Consider the following 15,735-nt stretch of genomic DNA (forward strand, 5'->3'; position numbering starts at 1 on the left):
CGGCCGTGAAGGCCGCGCCCTTTTTCTTTCCGCTAATGACTCATAGCGGCCGTTCGGCAGGTCTGCTTTCTGGCAGGTGAGCATTGAGAGGCGGGGAGGCACACCCGGTCATCACATGCGGGCAACCTTGTTGCGCGCCCTTCTTGTGGACGTTAAACGTACAATCTTCACGTTAGAGTGCCGACAAGGCAACGGGGGACATGCCAAATGCACGTCAGTCGCGTGGTGATAAAGAATTTCCGGTCTCTAGCAGAGGTAGATGTTTCGATTTCAACGGGCGCAACCGTTGTTATTGGCGAAAACAACGTCGGGAAATCCAACTTTATTCAAGCGCTTCGCCTTTGCTTGGATGTTGGGCTCCCGTCTTCCTATCGCATGTTGCAGAAGGAGGATGTCTTTTGCCAGGTCGACCAGACCAAGCCGTTTCAGGTGTTGGTCGGCATCGAATTCTCTGGTTTCGAGGGAAATGAGAACGAAGAAGCGATGCTTCTTGGCACCCAAATCGGCCCTGACAAGGCGCGCCTGTTCTACCGATTTCGACCCAAGAAAGCGGTCCGAGAGGCGCTCGCCGACGACGACTTCGACGGGGAGCTGTCAATTGAAGACTTCAGCTGGGAGCTCGCCGGATCAGGCAATCCGAACATCGACTTGACCGACATCGAATGGGATGACGACATCGGTGCCCTGGGAGCCACCAGCTTCAGCATCCAGAATTTGCAGAGCTATCTCGTGGCGTTCCTGCCCGCGCTGCGGGACGTCGAAACCGACCTGCAGCAAAACCGGCGCTCGTCGCTCGCCCGACTGATCGACGCCATCGGCATCGACAAGGCGGAGCAGGACGCCCTCGTTGCGATTGTTGCCAGTGCAAACGCTGACATCGAGGCGTCCCCCACGATAAAGACAGTGGCGGAGGCAATCGACAAATCCTTCAAGGACGTAACCGGCCCTGCCTTCAGCCTTGACGTTGACCTGGGACTTTCGTCGCCGACGTTTCAGTCCATCGTGCGGAACCTGATCGTTCTGCTGACGAGCGACATGGTCAAACACTTCGAGCCCCGCCGAAACGGCCTCGGGCTCAACAACATTCTATACATCGCCATACTCGTTGAGCACTTCCGCCAGCGGTCGGCGAAGGGTCGATCAGCCGGGGAACTGATCCTCATCGAGGAGCCAGAAGCACATTTGCATCCCCAGCTTCAGAACACCCTGATTCAGGCGCTTCTGGAGATGCCCTTCCAGAGCATCATGACGACCCACAGCACGCAGGTGACATCGAAAGCTCCGCTATCGTCTTTTGTCACCCTGACATCCCGACCGAACGGCGCGCCGCATGCGAGCGTGCCGTTGGAAAGCGGACTGTCTCCAAGCCAGATCGAAGATTTGGAACGGTATCTGGACGCGACGAAATCGAACCTGCTCTTTGCCAAGAAGGTTATGCTGGTGGAGGGGGCGGCCGAGCTTCTGCTCATCCCGCCGCTAGTGAACGCCGTTCTCGATATCGACCTCGACCGCAACGGGGTTTCCGTGGTGGCGATCCACGGCACGCACTTCGCGGCTTATGCCAAGATGTTCAGCCAGGCGGGGATGCCGAAGCGGTGCGCGATTGTCTGCGACGCGGACAACCCGCCAGGTGAAGACCACGTAGACAACGACGATGACGTTCCGCCCCCCCGGAATATCGAGGAGCTTCAGGGGGACTACGTGAAGGCGTTTCTCGGGGACTCGACGTTCGAGATCGAGCTGGCCCATCCGGACAATCTGCCGCTTCTGATCAAGACGGTGAAAGCCCTTGGCGCGCCGAAGATCAGGGCGGCGCTCGAAGCTCAGGAATTGCTAGGCGGGCCGATACCCATCGCTCTGAAAAAGCGCGTCCTCTCGACAGCCAAGCGGTTCGGTAAGGCTCGTTTCGCCCAGGTCGCCGCCCGCTACGTTGATGAAGATTGCCACGTCCCACCCTACATTGAGAGGGCGATCAGTTGGCTGTTGAGAAACTAAAGCCGCTCACCGCCCAACAGCGGGCGGCGGTCGATTATCCAGGCAACCTTCTGCTCACAGCTTGTCCTGGCAGCGGGAAAACTCGCACCCTGATCGCCAAGCTCGTCTATGAGCTGGAAGCGATCAGGCAAACGCCGCGCGCGATCTGCTGCATCACCTACACGAACACGGCGGTCGAAGAGATCGAGCACCGGGCGCTGGAACAACTGAACCCCGGCGACGACCAGCACGTGTTCGTATCGACCATCCACTCGTTTTGCCTAAACGAGATTGTCCGGCCGTTTGGCTGGCTGAGGCCCGACTTCCGGGCCAGCCGCCGGGTACTAACCCGCGAAGACCCGAAGTTTGAGGAAATCGTCCGGTACGCCGCGGGCCAAGTCAACTACTTCAACCTTCAGGCTAGGGACTTCGACGACTTCGAATCCATCGCCCTGAACGCCGCCGGTAAACTCATCGGGATGGCGGCGAAAAACGAAGCCGTAGCGCGAGCGGCACCGTTCTACTGGCAACGATGTCGAGACCTCGACTATGTGGATTTCGGCACCATCGTCTATGAGGCCTACGAGCTGATCAGGGACTATCCCATGATCAGGAAGGCGCTGGGCGCTAAATTCCGCTGGTTTCTGATCGACGAGTTTCAGGACACGAGCGAACTTCAGATCGAAATTCTGTCGCTTATTTTCGACGCTGGGCGGTCGAAGTTCTTCATCGTCGGCGATCTGGCCCAATCAATTTTCGGCTTCGCTGGCGCGCGCCCGGAGCTTGTCCAGCCCTTCGCGGAGCGCATTGGGGCCAGAACCGACCTCTCGCTCTCCGGCAATTACCGGTCAAGCCCGCCTGTCGTGGCAAACGGCGAGGCGCTGTTCCCCCGTACACCGGCGATGACCGCCGAAGGTAAGGATAGAACCTGCACGATTCAGCCAGTGCTGGTCCGTGACCGCTCGACGTTTGGCGCCATCATGGAGCGATTTCTGCCGGCTCTAGCCGCCGACAACATCTCTTTTGGCGACGCCACCATCCTCTGCCGCGAATGGGGTCCGCTGATCTCCCTCTCAAGGCAACTTAGAGACGCTGGCATTCCAGTCGTCGGTCCAGGCGCGCGGCCTTACCGCAAGTCGCGCCTGTTCGCCGGTCTCGCCGAGCAGCTGTGCGGCGCGGTCGTGGACCCGACCCCAGACACCATCCGGCAGCTTGAGCGCGCGCTCTTCTTCGCGGTCCGTGACTGCACCAATGAATCGCGGATGAGCCTCTTCGCGGGTGATGGCCGTCTCGCCATTGTCAGGCTCCTTAAAAGCGCCGCCGCCGCCGCGGCCAGCGGTTCCGCCGTCCGCTTTCTCGACGAAATGAGCGCGGCCACGGGCGAAATCCTGCGTGAGCTCGAATTTGTCGACCGGGTTCAGGCTGGCCTGTTCTACGCATCGGCGCAGGAGATGAAGGCCGACGTCGTCCGGCAGAAGGTCGACCTCGCCAATTTGAGCGTCGAGGATCTCGGATTGTTCGCCAGTCCGCAGAAGGCGCTGAAATTGTCGACCGTGCATACGGCGAAGGGGCGTGAATACAAAGGCGTTGCGTTGATCGAAGTGACGGAAGGGAAGTATCCCCACTACTATAGCAGAACAAATGAAGCGATTCTGGAAGACAAACGGCTGCTGTATGTAGGCCTGACTAGGGCAAAGCGGGTCCTGATGTATATTTCTGCCCCTGACCGCTTCGGCAATCAGCCAAGCAGGTTCTTGGGTGCGAACGGAATTGGACTTTTTTGATCTAGTTCGCTTGCAGAAGGGCAAAAGAAGAGCTCGGAGATTCGCCTGGACCGGGCCCATCAAGGTGCCCTTGTGGCGCTGCGCTGCCACTTCAGCCCAAATGCTGGCCGAACTCAGCAGCGAGGGGCGAAGGGGAGGGGCGGAGATGGTCTCCCTATCCTAGGTGCTGAACGTTCAGTTTCCGGCGGCGCGACAACGGCAGAAACTGGCGCATTCCGGACCTCCGCCGCCCCTCACCCCACCGGCGGGGGCGCGGTCGACGCCCGGTGGATCAGTTCGAACGGCAGCAGTTCGTCGATCGGCGCGGCCATCGCCCCCGCCGCGCCGCCCTTTACCTGGCCCTTGATCAGCAGGCGCGTGGCCAGTTCGGCCATTTCGGCGACGGGTTGGCGGACGGTGGTCAGTTGGGGGCGGGAGAAGCGGGCGCTGGGGCTGTCGTCGAAGCCGGCGACGGAGACTTCGCCCGGGACGAGGACGCCGGCCTCGGCGGCGGCGGCCAGGACGCCCAGGGCCATGTCGTCGTTGGAGGCGAAGATGGCGGTCGGGCGGTCGGGCAGGGCCAGCAGAGCCTTGGCGGCGTCGTGGCCCGACTGGAAGGTGAAGTCGCCCTGCTTGACCCAGGCCGCATCGACGGAGAGGCCGCGGGCCTCCATGGCGGCCATGTAGCCGGCCCGGCGGGCCTGGCTGGCGCCGTGGCGCGGTTCGCCGACCACGAAGCCGATGCGCTTGTGGCCAAGGCCGGCCAGGTGCTCGGTGACGTCGCGGGCGGCGGCGAAGTTGTCCATGTGCACGCGCGGGCCGGGGCCGTCGGTCTCTTCCGGACCGAGGCGGACATAGGGGGTGCCGGACTTGTTGAGGAGCTCCAGCACGATCTCGTTGTCGGAGCTGGGCGGGGTGAGGATCACGCCGTCGGGCTTGAGGGCGGCCAGCAGGGCGCCGACCTCCTGGCGGATCTGCGGAGCCTCGTGGTCGATCAGCTCGACCAGCAGGTGGTAGCCGGCGTCGCGGCACTGGAGCGTGGCGCCCAGCTGGATGCGCGAGAGGTAGTCGGCGCCGCGCTCGCTGCGCCAGTGGTCGATGGTCAGGGCCGCATCGACGAAGACGGCGATGACGAAGCTCTTGGAGCCGGCCAGGCTGCGGGCCGAGAGGTTGGGGCTGTAGCCCAGGGCCTGAGCGGCCTCGAGCACGCGCTCGCGCATGACCGGCCGCACGTTGGGCTCGTTGTTCATGACCCGCGAGACGGTCTTGATCGAAACCTCGGCGCGCGCCGCCACGTCGTAGATGGTCACCGACGCCATCGGTTTGCCGCTTCCCCCGCTAAGCACGACTGAACTGTCGTTTGGTCGGGCCGCTTGGACTCAACCGTTCTGACCAGCCTAGAACATTTGGCGTACCGAACGCGACCCCGGAGCTTACGAAAAAACTGGAGGAGGGGCGCCGGCGCCTCTTGCCGGGCCGCAACGGCGCGGCGAAGGTCGCCGGGCAGGCGAACGCGGCGGCAAGACCGCGTCGGTCACAGGGAGCAGTCATGTCGCATCGCGGCGCAAGCCGGCCGGTCGAACCGGTCCGGCCGAGTTTCATCGCCGCCTTCACCTTCGCCCAGATGGGCGCCTTCGTCAGCTTCATGCCGCTGATCCAGGTGCTGCTGCCGCTGAAGGCGGCCGCGCTCGATCCGGCCCAGAAGGCGCTGGTGCTGAGCCAGACGGCGTTCTGGGGCGCGCTGATCGCCAGCGTCGCCAATCTGCTGGCCGGCGCGATCAGCGACCGGACGACCTCGCGCTTCGGCCGGCGGCGGCCGTGGCTGCTGATCGGCCTGGTGGGCACCCTGGCCTCGTACGTGGCGATCATGCTGGCCGACAGCCGGCTGGAGCTGATCCTCGGCGTCATCGGCTTCCAGCTGGCCTTCAACATGATGTTCGCGGCGCTGCTGGCGCTGCTGCCCGATCGGGTGCCCGACGCCCAGAAGGGCAGGGTGGCGGCGTTCCTGAGCCTGGGGCACCCCATCGGGGCGGTGGCGGGCGCGGTGCTGGTCGGCGGCCTCCTGACCTCGGAAGGCTCGCGCTACCTGGCGATCGGGGTGGTTCTGGCCCTGGCCATCGCGCCTTTCGCCCTGCGCCTGAAGGACACGCCGATCACGGCCGACGACGCCGAGCGCTTCAGCCTGGTCGGCTTCCTCAAGGGGCTGTGGGTCGATCCGCGCAAGCATCCCGACTTCGCCCTGGCCTGGGTGAGCCGGTTCATGGTGCTGGTCGCGATCACCCTGACCCAGTGCTACATGCTTTACTACCTGCAGGACGCGCTGCGCTATCCGACCCTGTTTCCGGGCCAGCGGGCCGAGCAGGGGCTGGCCCTGCTGACCACGGTGGCGACCGTCGCCAATGTCTGCTGCGCGATGATCTTCGGCATGCTGAGCGACCGGCTGGGACGGCGCAAGCTGTTCGCGGCCGGGGCGGCGATGATCCTGGCCACCGCGATGCTGACCTTCTCGCTGGTGCCGGGCTGGCCCGTGGTGCTGATGGGGTTCGTGGTCTTCGGCTGCGGGGCGGGCTGCTACTACGCGGTCGACATCGCCCTGGTCAGCCAGGTGCTGCCCTCGCAGGCCGACGCCGGCAAGGACCTGGGGGTGATCAACCTGGCCAACACCCTGCCGCAAGCGCTGGCCCCGGTGCTGGCGGTGTGGTTCCTGGGGCCCAGCCGCATGGACTATCATTCGCTGTTCCTGGTGGCCGCGTGCCTCGCGGCGGCTGGCGGTCTGGCGATCCTTCCGATACGGGGCGTGCGGTAGTCTTCCTTCGGATCCGCCGTGCCGCAGTTCGTCTCCATCGTCGATCCCGCCGACCCGCGCCTGGCCGCCTATCGCGACATTCGCGAGCGCGACCTGGTGGGACGGGAAGGGCGGTTCATCGCCGAGGGCGAGACGGTGCTGCGGGCCTTCGTGCGCGACGCGCCCGAGCGGGTGGAATCGCTGCTGATCGACCCCAAGCGCCGCGACAAGCTCGCCGAGGTGTTCGACGGCCTGGCGGACGAGACGCCCGTCTATCTGGTCGAGCAGGCGGTGCTGGACGCCATCGCGGGCTTCCATCTGCATCGCGGGGTGCTGGCCGTGGGGCGCAAGCCGCAGGCGACGCGGGCGGCCGACCTCCTGGCGCGGCTGCCGGAGCGGGCGGTGGTGGTGGCGCTGTTCGGCATCGCCAATCACGACAATCTGGGCGGCATCTTCCGCAACGCCGCCGCCTTCGGGGCCGATGCGGTGCTGCTGGACGCCGACTGCTGCGATCCGTTCTACCGCAAGGCCATCCGCGTCTCGGTTGGGGCGACGCTGAGCGTGCCGACGGCCCATATCGGCAAGGGCGAGGACGCCGTGGACCTGCTGGCCGGCGCCGGCTTCACGCCGCTGGCCTTGACGCCGTCGGCGGGGCGCACGCTGGCGGAGCTGGAGCCGCCGGCCCGGGCGGCGGTGCTGCTGGGCACGGAAGGGCCGGGCCTGTCGGCGAGCGTCATCGCCCGGGCCGAAGGGATCGGCATCCCCATGGCCAATGGCTTCGACTCGCTGAACGTGGCCACCACCAGCGGGATCGTGCTGCATCACCTGAGGTTCGGCGGCGGCGCCCGCTGATCTTGTCCACCGGTTACCTGGCGCTTTAAGGTCCGCGCCAACTTGTAAAGCTTGGAGGGAATGTCATGCCGCAACTGAACCGTCGGGGCGCCTTCGCCCTGCTGGCGGGGATCACCGCCCTGTCGACCGCGAGCATGGCCAGCGCGGCCCGCAAGCCGGCCGTTCCCGAGCCGAGCGAGGTGCGGCCGCTATGGCCGAACGATCCGCCGGGGTCGCAGGGCGTGACCGCCCAGGAGACGGTGACCGAGCGCAGCGACGGCAAGGGTCCGCGCGACCGCGCCGTGACCCACACGCGCACGCCGACGCTCAGCCTGTTCCGCCCGCGCAAGCCCAACGGCGCGGCGGTGATCCTGATGCCCGGCGGCGGCTACGAGCGCGTCGTCATGGACAAGGAAGGCTTCGAGACCGCCCAGTGGCTGGCCGATCGCGGCTACACCTGCTTCGTGCTGCTTTACCGCCTGCCGGGCGACGGCTGGGGCGCGGGGCCGGACGCGCCGCTGCAGGACGCCCAGCGGGCTCTGCGCCTGGTGCGCTCGTGGGCGCCGGGGATGAAGTTCGCGCAGAACCGCATCGCCATCATGGGCTTTTCGGCCGGCGGGCATGTGGCGGCCAGCCTGACGACCCGCTTCGAGGTCGAGGTCTATGACCGCGTCGACGCCGCCGACGACCTGTCGGCCCGTCCGGACCTGTCGGCCCTGATCTATCCGGTGATCACCATGACCGCGGGCCTGACCCACGCCGGCTCGCGCAAGCAGTTGCTGGGCGCGGCCCCGTCGTTCGAGACGGTGCAGGCCTATTCGCCCGAGGCCGGGGTGGGCGGGCGCACGCCGCCGGTGTTCCTGGTCCACGCCGCCGACGACAAGGCCGTGCCGGTCGAGAACAGCCTGATGATGTTCGCCGCCCTGAAGGCGAAGGCGATCCCGGCCGAACTGCACGTCTTCGAGGAGGGCGGCCACGGTTTCGGTCTGCGCTCGATCGCCGGCAAGCCGGTGGCGGCCTGGCCGGGGCTGTTCGAGACCTATGCGAAGAAGAAGGGGATTTAGCGCTTCCGGCATTCCCGCCCCCGTGGCGGGGACATCCACCGCTACCGACAACCCGCCAGGAAGCGGACGGACCTTATGTTGGCTAAGGGTGGAAAGCGGACCCGCTGTAGGCTTAGCTGGCGAGATGAGTGACGCGAGCGAACTGCCCTCTTCGATCCACGAGAAGATCACCGCGCTTTGTGCCGAGGGCGACCGGTTGTCCGGCGAGCGCATGTTTGAAGAAGCGGTTGCTACCTACAATGCGGCTTGGCAACTCGTCCCCGATCCCAAGACGAATTGGAACGCCTCGACGTGGATACTGGCAGCGATTGCAGACGCGTGTTTTCTCGGCGGCTTCCTGACCTCGGCGCGCGAAGCTCTCGAGTACGCGATGCATTGTCCCGGCGGCGTCGGCAATCCCTTCCTGCACTTGCGTCTTGGACAGGTCCTGCACGACGCGGGAGAACACGATCGGGCGGCTGATGAGTTGGCTCGCGCTTACATGGGCGCAGGCGGCGAGATATTCGCCGATCAGGACGACCGCTACCTGGGTTTCCTAAGGACGCGCATGTCGATCTGAACGTCCGCTACGGGTGGATTGCGGTCACCGAAACCCTCTCTCATGGAGAGAGGGAGGGGCCCGCGCCGTAGGCGTGGGAGGGTGAGTGGGTAGGCGAAGCCCCTGGACGATCTTGGCGCTGTTGCGGGCGCAGTGCCGGCACGCCGGCTGAAGGTGTAACCACTCACCCTCCCATCGCTCCGCGATGGGCCCCTCCCTCTCTCTAAGAGAGAGGGCGCGCCGCATCTGATGTCCGCAACGGGTCGTGAACCGAAGTTGGTCCCGCCGCCTGTTTCGGACGGTCAAATCAGCGTCGCGAGCGAGTGTCTGTTTTGGTCAACCTTGTGGCGGGAACCCCTCCGTCGGCCGCAAGGGCGTGTGTTCACCCAAGCCGAAACTTGCTCGCGGCGGCGACTTGACTGTTCTTACAAACAATTAATGAAAGCTGCTGCATCCGAGCGCTGACCCCGGCGCCTCTACAGCATGTGCCAAGAACGATCTGCGCATCTATCAATATATGCGCGCGCGGCATGTGAATTTATGTCTTGAGGCAGTCGGAGGGGGCTTATGAGTGGAGTAGAGATTTTTGCGCCGCGCACCGCCAAAAGTCGGCGCACGTGGACCGCCGCAGCACTGATCCTGATCGTCGTTTTCTTTTTGGTCGGGCAACTGACGACCATCTTCGCCATCTTGAAGCCCCTGGGGTATCACAAGGCGGACCTTGATACGCAATGGCAGCCGCTGGCTATCTACTTGGCCGGCGGAGGCGTTACCATACTTCTCATCGTTGCTTGGGCGTTGCTGTTCGAGCGCAGATCACCGGCGGCCTTAGGCTTTAACGGCAAAATGGCCGGCGCCTATTTGCGCGGGCTGGTCGTCGGAGGGCTTTGCCTCGGCGCCGTCGTCGGCGTCATTTTCGCCGCGGGTGGCTACAAGGCCGCAGGGAATTTGTCCTTGGGCTTGCTGGCGCCGGCCGTTCTGACGCCGTTTCTCGCCCTGTTCGCCGGGTATGTGATCCAGGGAGCGGCCGAAGAAACCATGTTGCGTGGCTGGCTGATGCCTTTGGTTGCCTCCAGGCACGGATTGATCGTCGCCGTTCTTCTCAATGCCGGCTTTTTTGCTCTGCTCCATGCGAGCAATATCGATCCCTCGAAGGAGCTCGTGCTCGGGCTCTTCAACCTGTTTCTTTTCGCCGTCTTTCTTAGCCTCTACGCCGTCAAGGAAGGATCATTGTGGGGCGTGTGCGCCTTCCATACGGCCTGGAACGCCTTGCTTGGGACGGGTTTTGGACTGGAGGTCAGCGGCCAGAAGGTCGCCATCGCACCGATCGTCGTGAGTCTGGCGCCGGTCTCGAGCGCACCGTGGTGGCTAACCGGTGGGGCGTTCGGCCCAGAAGCGAGCGTCGCCACGACGATCGTGCTTGCTGGAGGCTCCGCCTATCTGATCGCAAAGGGAGCCTTGAAGGCGGCGTCCAAGGCGCGGCCTAAAGCCGTTGCAGAAGCCCTTTCGTAGCCGCGCCCTTGTCGGTTGCGAACACAAGGCGGGCGGGAATGACGGGAGGAGAGGTCCGGGCGGAAGGGGAGGCTAACCGCCCCTAGCGCCCCCCGATCGGATCCATCGTGCCCGCGCCCGGCACGTAGCTGTAGCCGCCACGCTTGAGGTCGGTCGACAGGGTCAGGGGGGCTACGCCGCCGCCAAGGCGGGCGCGGTAGACCATGGTGGTCTCCAGGGTGCGCATCACGTAGTTGCGGGTCTCGCTGAACGGGATGCACTCGATGAAGTCGAGCGGGTCGGTGCTGGCGCCGCGCGGATCGCCGCACAGGGTCACCCATTGCGGCGGCCGGCCGGGGCCGGCGTTGTAGGCCGCGGCGGCCATGATGTAGGAGCCGCTGAAGCGGTTGATCATGTCGCCCAGGTAAACCGAGCCCAGGCGCATGTTGTAGTCGGGCTCGAACAGGCGATCGACGGTGTGGCTTTCGCCCAGCTTGCGGGCGACGCCGGCGGCGGTGGGCGGCATCAGCTGCATCATGCCGCGCGCGCCGACGCCCGAGCGGGCGCGGGGGTCGAAATTGCTCTCCTGGCGCGAGATCGAATAGACGAAGGCGGTCTCGGCCGCGCCGGGGATCGGCGTGAAGTGGTGGTCGAGCAGGGGATAGCCGCGCTCGGGCAGGATGAAGCCGCGCTGGGCGGCGGTGCGGACCGCGCGCATGGCCAGGTCCTGGTCGCCGGTGTTGCGGGCGAAGTCGACCAGCAGGGCCTCTTCGGCCGCGGTCGGCAGCTGGTCGTCGATATAGAGCACCAGGGCGCGGAAGGCGTCGTTGGCCCCGACGTCGCGCAGCAGCTTGGCGGCGCGCACCAGTTCGCGGCTTTCGAAGCGGGCGCGGTCGGCCTCCGTGATCACCGGGTCCTTGTCGAGCCGGATCTCCTTGATGCCGGCCTTCTCGGCGGCCAGTTGGCCGTAGAAGGTGGTGATGTACTTGGCGCCGTCGCCGTAGAAGGCCTGGGCGGCGATGGCGTCGCCCTGGGCCTCGGCCGCGCGGCCCTGCCAGTAGAGGGCGCGGCCGCGGGTGATCGGCGAGGCGCCGATCTCGGCGATGCGGCCGAAGTGGTCGGCGGCGGCGTCGGCGTCCTTCAGGCGCGAGAGGGCGATCCAGCCGGCGAAGAACTCGGCCTCGGCCGCGTCGGCGCCGCCGGGCAGGCCGGCGTTGGCGGCGGCGTAGGCCCCGCGGCTGTCGCCGTTCTTGATCGCCGACATCACCAGTTGCTTGCGCTCGCGCCAGATGGCGCCGGCGACGTCGTCGGACGGCGGCGGGGCGGGGAAGTAGCGCACCAGCTCCAGCGCCATCACGTCCATGCCCTTGCGGCGCAGAGCCGAGGCGCGCTCGAAGGCCACGCCCGGCGACAGCTGCTGGGCCGGGGGGAGGGCGGCCACCAGGTCGTTGGCGTTGCTCGCGCCCGAGCGCAGGGCGATGCGGGCCAGGGCCGCGGCCTGCTGGTCGGCCGGCAGCAGGGTGATCATGTCGCGCGCGGCCGGGCCCTGCTGGCCATAGAGCAGCACGTCGGCGCGGCGGGCGTGGTCGTCGGCGGTCAGCACCGCGCCGAACCGCGCCAGCATGGCCCGCTGGGCATCGACCTCGAAGCTCTTGCCGCGCCAGAACCGGCGGATGAGGTTGGTCGCGTCCTGGGCGCGGCCGCTGGCCTGGTAGGCCGATGCGAGCGCCATCGCGCCCTCGGCGGTCAGCGGTTCGGATCCGCCGAACCAGGCGATGGTCTGGGCGGGCGTCAGGCCCGAGGTCGAGAGGGCTTTTTCGGCCGGCAGGTCGCGGCGCGAGGCGCGGGGCCAGCCGACCAGGTCGCGGCGGGCCTGATCGAGCTCGAAGAAGCTCATGCTCTCGGCGCCGACGTCGGCCAGGGCCCAGAGGGCGATCTTGCGGGCCAGCGGGTCGGAGATGCTGGTCATGGCCGCGCGCACGGCGCCGGCCGAGCGCTGGCCCATGACGGCGGCGCGCAGATTGGCCGCGTCGCTGTCGGACAGGCTGGAATTGTTGGCGGTGTAGGGCGTGCTGATCAGGCCGGGGCGGGCCGAGCCGGTATAGGGCTGGGGCGCGGTCGGCAGGCCCTCTTCGTCGGTCTGGCCAGTCTGGGCGTCGGCGACGCCCGAGATCAGGACCAAGCTGGCGCAACCGAGGAGAAGCCGACGAATCCCAAAAGCCAAAACGCGGTCTCCTTCACGAGCGGGCCCTGGGCCCCTATCTTGTCTACGACGGCTTCGAGGGCCGATTTGGGGCCGGAACCGAGACGATGCACGCTCTATAGCCCGGTTCGCCGCCGGATCGACCCGTCCAGGCGGGCGTAACCCTCGAAAAGGTCAGCTCGGCCAGTTGCGGTCGGGCGGCGCCCGGACATATTGTCCGCCCCCACGTTTCAGCCGCAACTCTTGCGGCGTCTGCTCACGGCAAATTGCAAGTCATGGTCCATTCCCCGTTCAAGGGCGTCATCCCGGCCCTGGTCACCCCGTTCCAGAACGGCGAGGTCGACGAGAAAGGCTTCGTCGCGCTGGTCGAGCGCCAGATCGCCGGCGGCGTGCACGGCCTGGTGCCGGTCGGCACCACGGGCGAGACCTCGACCCTGTCGCACGACGAGCACAAGCGCGTCGTCGAACTGTGCGTGAAGACCGCCCGCGGCCGCGTGCCGGTGATGGCCGGCGCCGGCAGCAACTCGACCGACGAGGCCATCGACCTGGTGCGCCACGCCAAGACCGTCGGCGCCGCCGCCGCCCTGGTGGTGACGCCGTACTACAATCGCCCGAGCCAGGAGGGCATGTACCAGCACTACAAGGCGATCAACGACGCCGTGGAGCTGCCGGTGTTCGTCTACAACGTGCCAGGCCGCACGGGCGTCGACATCTCCAACGACACCCTGGCGCGCCTGTCGAAGCTGCCCAACATCGTCGGCATCAAGGACGCCACCGGCGACCTGACCCGTATCAGCCTGCAGCGCATCACCTGCGGCGAGGACTGGGTCCTGCTGACGGGCGATGATCCGACGGCGCTGGGCTACATGGCCCACGGCGGTCACGGCGTGATCTCGGTGACTTCGAACGTCGCCCCGGACGCCTGCGCCACCTTCATGAACGCCTGCTTCAACGACGATTGGGAGACGGCCCGCTACTGGCAGGACCGCCTGATCAAGCTGCACAAGGCGCTGTTCCTCGACTCTTCGCCCGGTCCGACCAAGTTCGCCCTGGCGCAGCTGGGCCTGTCCACGGAAGACGTGCGCCTGCCGATCACGCCGTGCAGCGAAGCCGTGCGTCCCGCGATCCTGGAAGCGATGCGCGAGGCGGGTCTGGTCTGATGACCAAGCCGATCGCCGAGAACCGGCGCGCCCGGTACGACTACTTCATCGAGGAAACCTTCGAGGCCGGCATCATGCTGACCGGCACCGAGGTGAAGAGCTTGCGCGTCGGCCGGGCCAACATCGCCGAGTCCTATGCGTCGGTCGAAGGGCGCGAGATCAAGCTGATCAACGCCGATATCCCTCCCTACGGCCACGCCAACCGCTTCAACCACGAGCCGCGCCGGCACCGTAAGCTGCTGCTGCACCGCAAGCAGATCGAGAAGCTGATCGGCGCGGTGCAGCGCGACGGCCGCACCCTGATCCCGCTCAAGCTCTATTGGAACGAGAAGGGCCTGGCCAAGCTCGAGATCGGCCTGGCCAAGGGCAAGAAGAACCACGACAAGCGCGAGACCGAAGCCGCCCGGGACTGGGCGCGCGACAAGGCGCGGCTGATGAAGGGCGACCGGGGGGATTGATACTCCGTCCCATGAGGAACCTCCCCCCGTGGGGGAGGTGATCGCGAAGCGATCGGTGGGGGGAGTGGTTGCCGACCCCGCCGACGTCCCGGAAGCTGAAAACGGCCCCCCACCGGCCTCCGGCCGCCTCCCCCAGAGGGGGAGGTTCCTTGGTTCAGATGTTCCCCCTTCAGGGGGAGGGTTTTGATCCTGGCCCCAACCTTGCTCCTCCTTCCGCGAAGGAGTCCGACCATGTCCGATATTGGTGCAAAACCGGCCAAGGCCGCGCGTCCGCTGTCCCGTGGCGGGCCGCTGGATGCGTTGCGGTTCTTCGCGGCCTTCTTCATCGTGGTCTATCACTACGCCGAGCAAGCGCCGGTCTCGCTGTTTTCGATCCATCCGGCGTTTGGGCGCGGCTATCTGGCCACCGACTTCTTCCTGATGCTGTCGGGCTATGTGCTGGGCCGGGCCTATGGGCCGCGGTTCACCGCCGGGCAGGTCGACGACCGCGCCTTCCTGCTCAAGCGCGTGGCCCGGGTGTGGCCGGCGCACCTCGTGATGATCGCCGCCTTCGTCGCCCTGGTGCTGGCGACCTCGCTGCTGGGCCTGCCGGCCCGCAATCCGCAATGGTACCAGTGGGACCAGCTGCCCGCGCAGATCTTCCTCATCCAGACCTGGGGCTTCCAGGGGCCGTCGGGCTGGAACATGCCGACCTGGACGCTGTCGGCCCTGCTGGTCTGCTACGCCCTGTTCCCGACCATCTGGCGGGTGTTCGGCAAGATCCGCTCGCCGTGGCTGGCCCTGGCGATCGGCCTGGCGATCTTCGTGGCGGTGGACGCCTTCGCCCGCGCCGCCTTCGGCCTGCCGTCGTTCCACCTGCACCTGCGCAACGGCCTCTACCGCGCCATTCCGCTGTTCCTGATGGGCGTGCTGATCGCCCGCCTGGCCCGCGAGGTGGTGATCGGCCCGAAGCTGGCCGACGCCCTGGCGGCCTTCGCCATCGTCGGCTTCGTGGCGCTGAACGTGGTCGGCGAATACGCCTATCCGAGCCTGGCTCTGCTGGGCCTGCTGATCTTCGTCGCCAGCGGCTCGGCTCAGAACGGCTGGACCTGGGCCAAGACCGGCGGGCGCCTGTCGTTCTCGCTGTACCTGACCAACCAGTTCGTGGGCGTGGTGTGGTTCGCCCTGCAACGCGTCCTCGACCAGAAGGTCGAGCTGCACCAGGCCGCGCACTGGGTGATCTGGGCCATGGCCTTCCCGGCGGCGATCGCCTTCGCCTGGGTGTTCGAACGCCTGGTCGATGCGCCGCTGCAGGACTGGCTGAAGCCTTACCTGGAGCGGTTCACCGCCGGCTGGGGCAGGAAGGGCGCACGGAACCCCAGCGCCCAGACGATGGTTACGACCCTACCTTGAAAACAAGGCCCTGAAATCGCCTTGCCCCTAACGGCGAGATAGGCGACGAGGGATAAAACGCGCGTTCCAAACACTA

At 66.3% G+C, this 15,735-nt stretch carries 12 protein-coding genes; 10 read left to right on the forward strand and 2 right to left on the reverse strand.

The window, feature by feature from the left end; translation table 11 throughout:
- Window positions 1–207 precede the first annotated feature (207 nt).
- Window positions 208–1,995: an ATP-dependent nuclease gene (locus tag AC2YHT_RS20330; RefSeq protein ID WP_487291713.1), complete on the forward strand. Its 1,788-nt coding sequence runs from the start codon at window positions 208–210 to the stop codon at window positions 1,993–1,995.
- Window positions 1,977–3,758, forward strand: coding sequence for an ATP-dependent helicase (locus AC2YHT_RS20335; protein ID WP_487291714.1), 1,782 nt, complete (start codon window positions 1,977–1,979; stop codon window positions 3,756–3,758). The genes AC2YHT_RS20330 and AC2YHT_RS20335 overlap by 19 nt, the downstream gene beginning before the upstream one ends.
- Before the next feature lie 233 nt (window positions 3,759–3,991).
- On the opposite strand, the gene AC2YHT_RS20340 is transcribed toward AC2YHT_RS20335, so the two are convergent.
- Window positions 3,992–5,056: a LacI family DNA-binding transcriptional regulator gene (locus AC2YHT_RS20340; protein ID WP_487291715.1), complete on the reverse strand. Its 1,065-nt coding sequence runs from the start codon at window positions 5,054–5,056 to the stop codon at window positions 3,992–3,994.
- A gap of 230 nt (window positions 5,057–5,286) precedes the next feature.
- Between AC2YHT_RS20340 and AC2YHT_RS20345 the strand changes: the two genes are divergently transcribed.
- The 5 genes from AC2YHT_RS20345 to AC2YHT_RS20365 all read left to right on the forward strand — a co-directional run bounded on the left by AC2YHT_RS20345 (window position 5,287) and on the right by AC2YHT_RS20365 (window position 10,467).
- A complete protein-coding gene (locus tag AC2YHT_RS20345) occupies window positions 5,287–6,543 on the forward strand; it encodes an MFS transporter (RefSeq protein WP_487291716.1) in 1,257 nt (418 codons plus the stop codon).
- 18 nt (window positions 6,544–6,561) lie between these two features.
- Window positions 6,562–7,374: a TrmH family RNA methyltransferase gene (locus AC2YHT_RS20350; RefSeq protein ID WP_487291717.1), complete on the forward strand. Its 813-nt coding sequence runs from the start codon at window positions 6,562–6,564 to the stop codon at window positions 7,372–7,374.
- A gap of 65 nt (window positions 7,375–7,439) precedes the next feature.
- Window positions 7,440–8,417 (forward strand): alpha/beta hydrolase, encoded by a 978-nt coding sequence (locus tag AC2YHT_RS20355; protein ID WP_487291718.1) that lies wholly within the window; start codon window positions 7,440–7,442, stop codon window positions 8,415–8,417.
- 124 nt (window positions 8,418–8,541) lie between these two features.
- Window positions 8,542–8,976, forward strand: a complete 435-nt coding sequence (locus tag AC2YHT_RS20360; RefSeq protein ID WP_487291719.1) for a hypothetical protein — start codon at window positions 8,542–8,544, stop codon at window positions 8,974–8,976.
- A 546-nt stretch (window positions 8,977–9,522) separates the two neighbouring features.
- Window positions 9,523–10,467 carry a CPBP family intramembrane glutamic endopeptidase gene (locus AC2YHT_RS20365; RefSeq protein ID WP_487291720.1) on the forward strand — a complete coding sequence of 315 codons (945 nt, stop codon included), beginning with the start codon at window positions 9,523–9,525 and terminating at the stop codon, window positions 10,465–10,467.
- A gap of 82 nt (window positions 10,468–10,549) precedes the next feature.
- Here AC2YHT_RS20365 and AC2YHT_RS20370 read toward each other — a convergent pair whose 3' ends face one another.
- Window positions 10,550–12,670 (reverse strand): lytic transglycosylase domain-containing protein, encoded by a 2,121-nt coding sequence (locus AC2YHT_RS20370; RefSeq protein ID WP_487291721.1) that lies wholly within the window; start codon window positions 12,668–12,670, stop codon window positions 10,550–10,552.
- Between the two features lie 254 nt (window positions 12,671–12,924).
- Here AC2YHT_RS20370 and dapA point away from each other — a divergent pair, with 254 nt between their 5' ends.
- The 3 genes from dapA (at window position 12,925) to AC2YHT_RS20385 (ending at window position 15,659) form a co-directional block, all read left to right on the forward strand.
- Complete coding sequence (gene dapA, locus AC2YHT_RS20375; RefSeq protein WP_487291722.1) at window positions 12,925–13,809, forward strand: 4-hydroxy-tetrahydrodipicolinate synthase; 885 nt, start codon at window positions 12,925–12,927, stop codon at window positions 13,807–13,809.
- Entirely contained in the window at window positions 13,809–14,267 is a 459-nt protein-coding gene (gene smpB / locus AC2YHT_RS20380; protein WP_058349779.1) for an SsrA-binding protein SmpB, read from the forward strand. Before dapA ends, smpB begins: the two co-directional genes overlap by 1 nt.
- 231 nt (window positions 14,268–14,498) lie before the next feature.
- A complete protein-coding gene (locus AC2YHT_RS20385) occupies window positions 14,499–15,659 on the forward strand; it encodes an acyltransferase family protein (protein ID WP_487291723.1) in 1,161 nt (386 codons plus the stop codon).
- Window positions 15,660–15,735 lie beyond the last annotated feature (76 nt).

The organism is Caulobacter sp. SRI_008, assembly GCF_057586355.1.

Coding starts and splice junctions, on each gene's coding strand:
- AC2YHT_RS20330 (WP_487291713.1), top strand. CDS start 208: ATGCACGTCAGTCGCGTGGTGATAAAGAATTTCCGGTCTCTAGCAGAG.
- AC2YHT_RS20340 (WP_487291715.1), bottom strand. CDS start 5,056: ATGGCGTCGGTGACCATCTACGACGTGGCGGCGCGCGCCGAGGTTTCG.
- AC2YHT_RS20345 (WP_487291716.1), top strand. CDS start 5,287: ATGTCGCATCGCGGCGCAAGCCGGCCGGTCGAACCGGTCCGGCCGAGT.
- AC2YHT_RS20355 (WP_487291718.1), top strand. CDS start 7,440: ATGCCGCAACTGAACCGTCGGGGCGCCTTCGCCCTGCTGGCGGGGATC.
- AC2YHT_RS20360 (WP_487291719.1), top strand. CDS start 8,542: ATGAGTGACGCGAGCGAACTGCCCTCTTCGATCCACGAGAAGATCACC.
- AC2YHT_RS20365 (WP_487291720.1), top strand. CDS start 9,523: ATGAGTGGAGTAGAGATTTTTGCGCCGCGCACCGCCAAAAGTCGGCGC.
- dapA (WP_487291722.1), top strand. CDS start 12,925: ATGGTCCATTCCCCGTTCAAGGGCGTCATCCCGGCCCTGGTCACCCCG.
- smpB (WP_058349779.1), top strand. CDS start 13,809: ATGACCAAGCCGATCGCCGAGAACCGGCGCGCCCGGTACGACTACTTC.
- AC2YHT_RS20385 (WP_487291723.1), top strand. CDS start 14,499: ATGTCCGATATTGGTGCAAAACCGGCCAAGGCCGCGCGTCCGCTGTCC.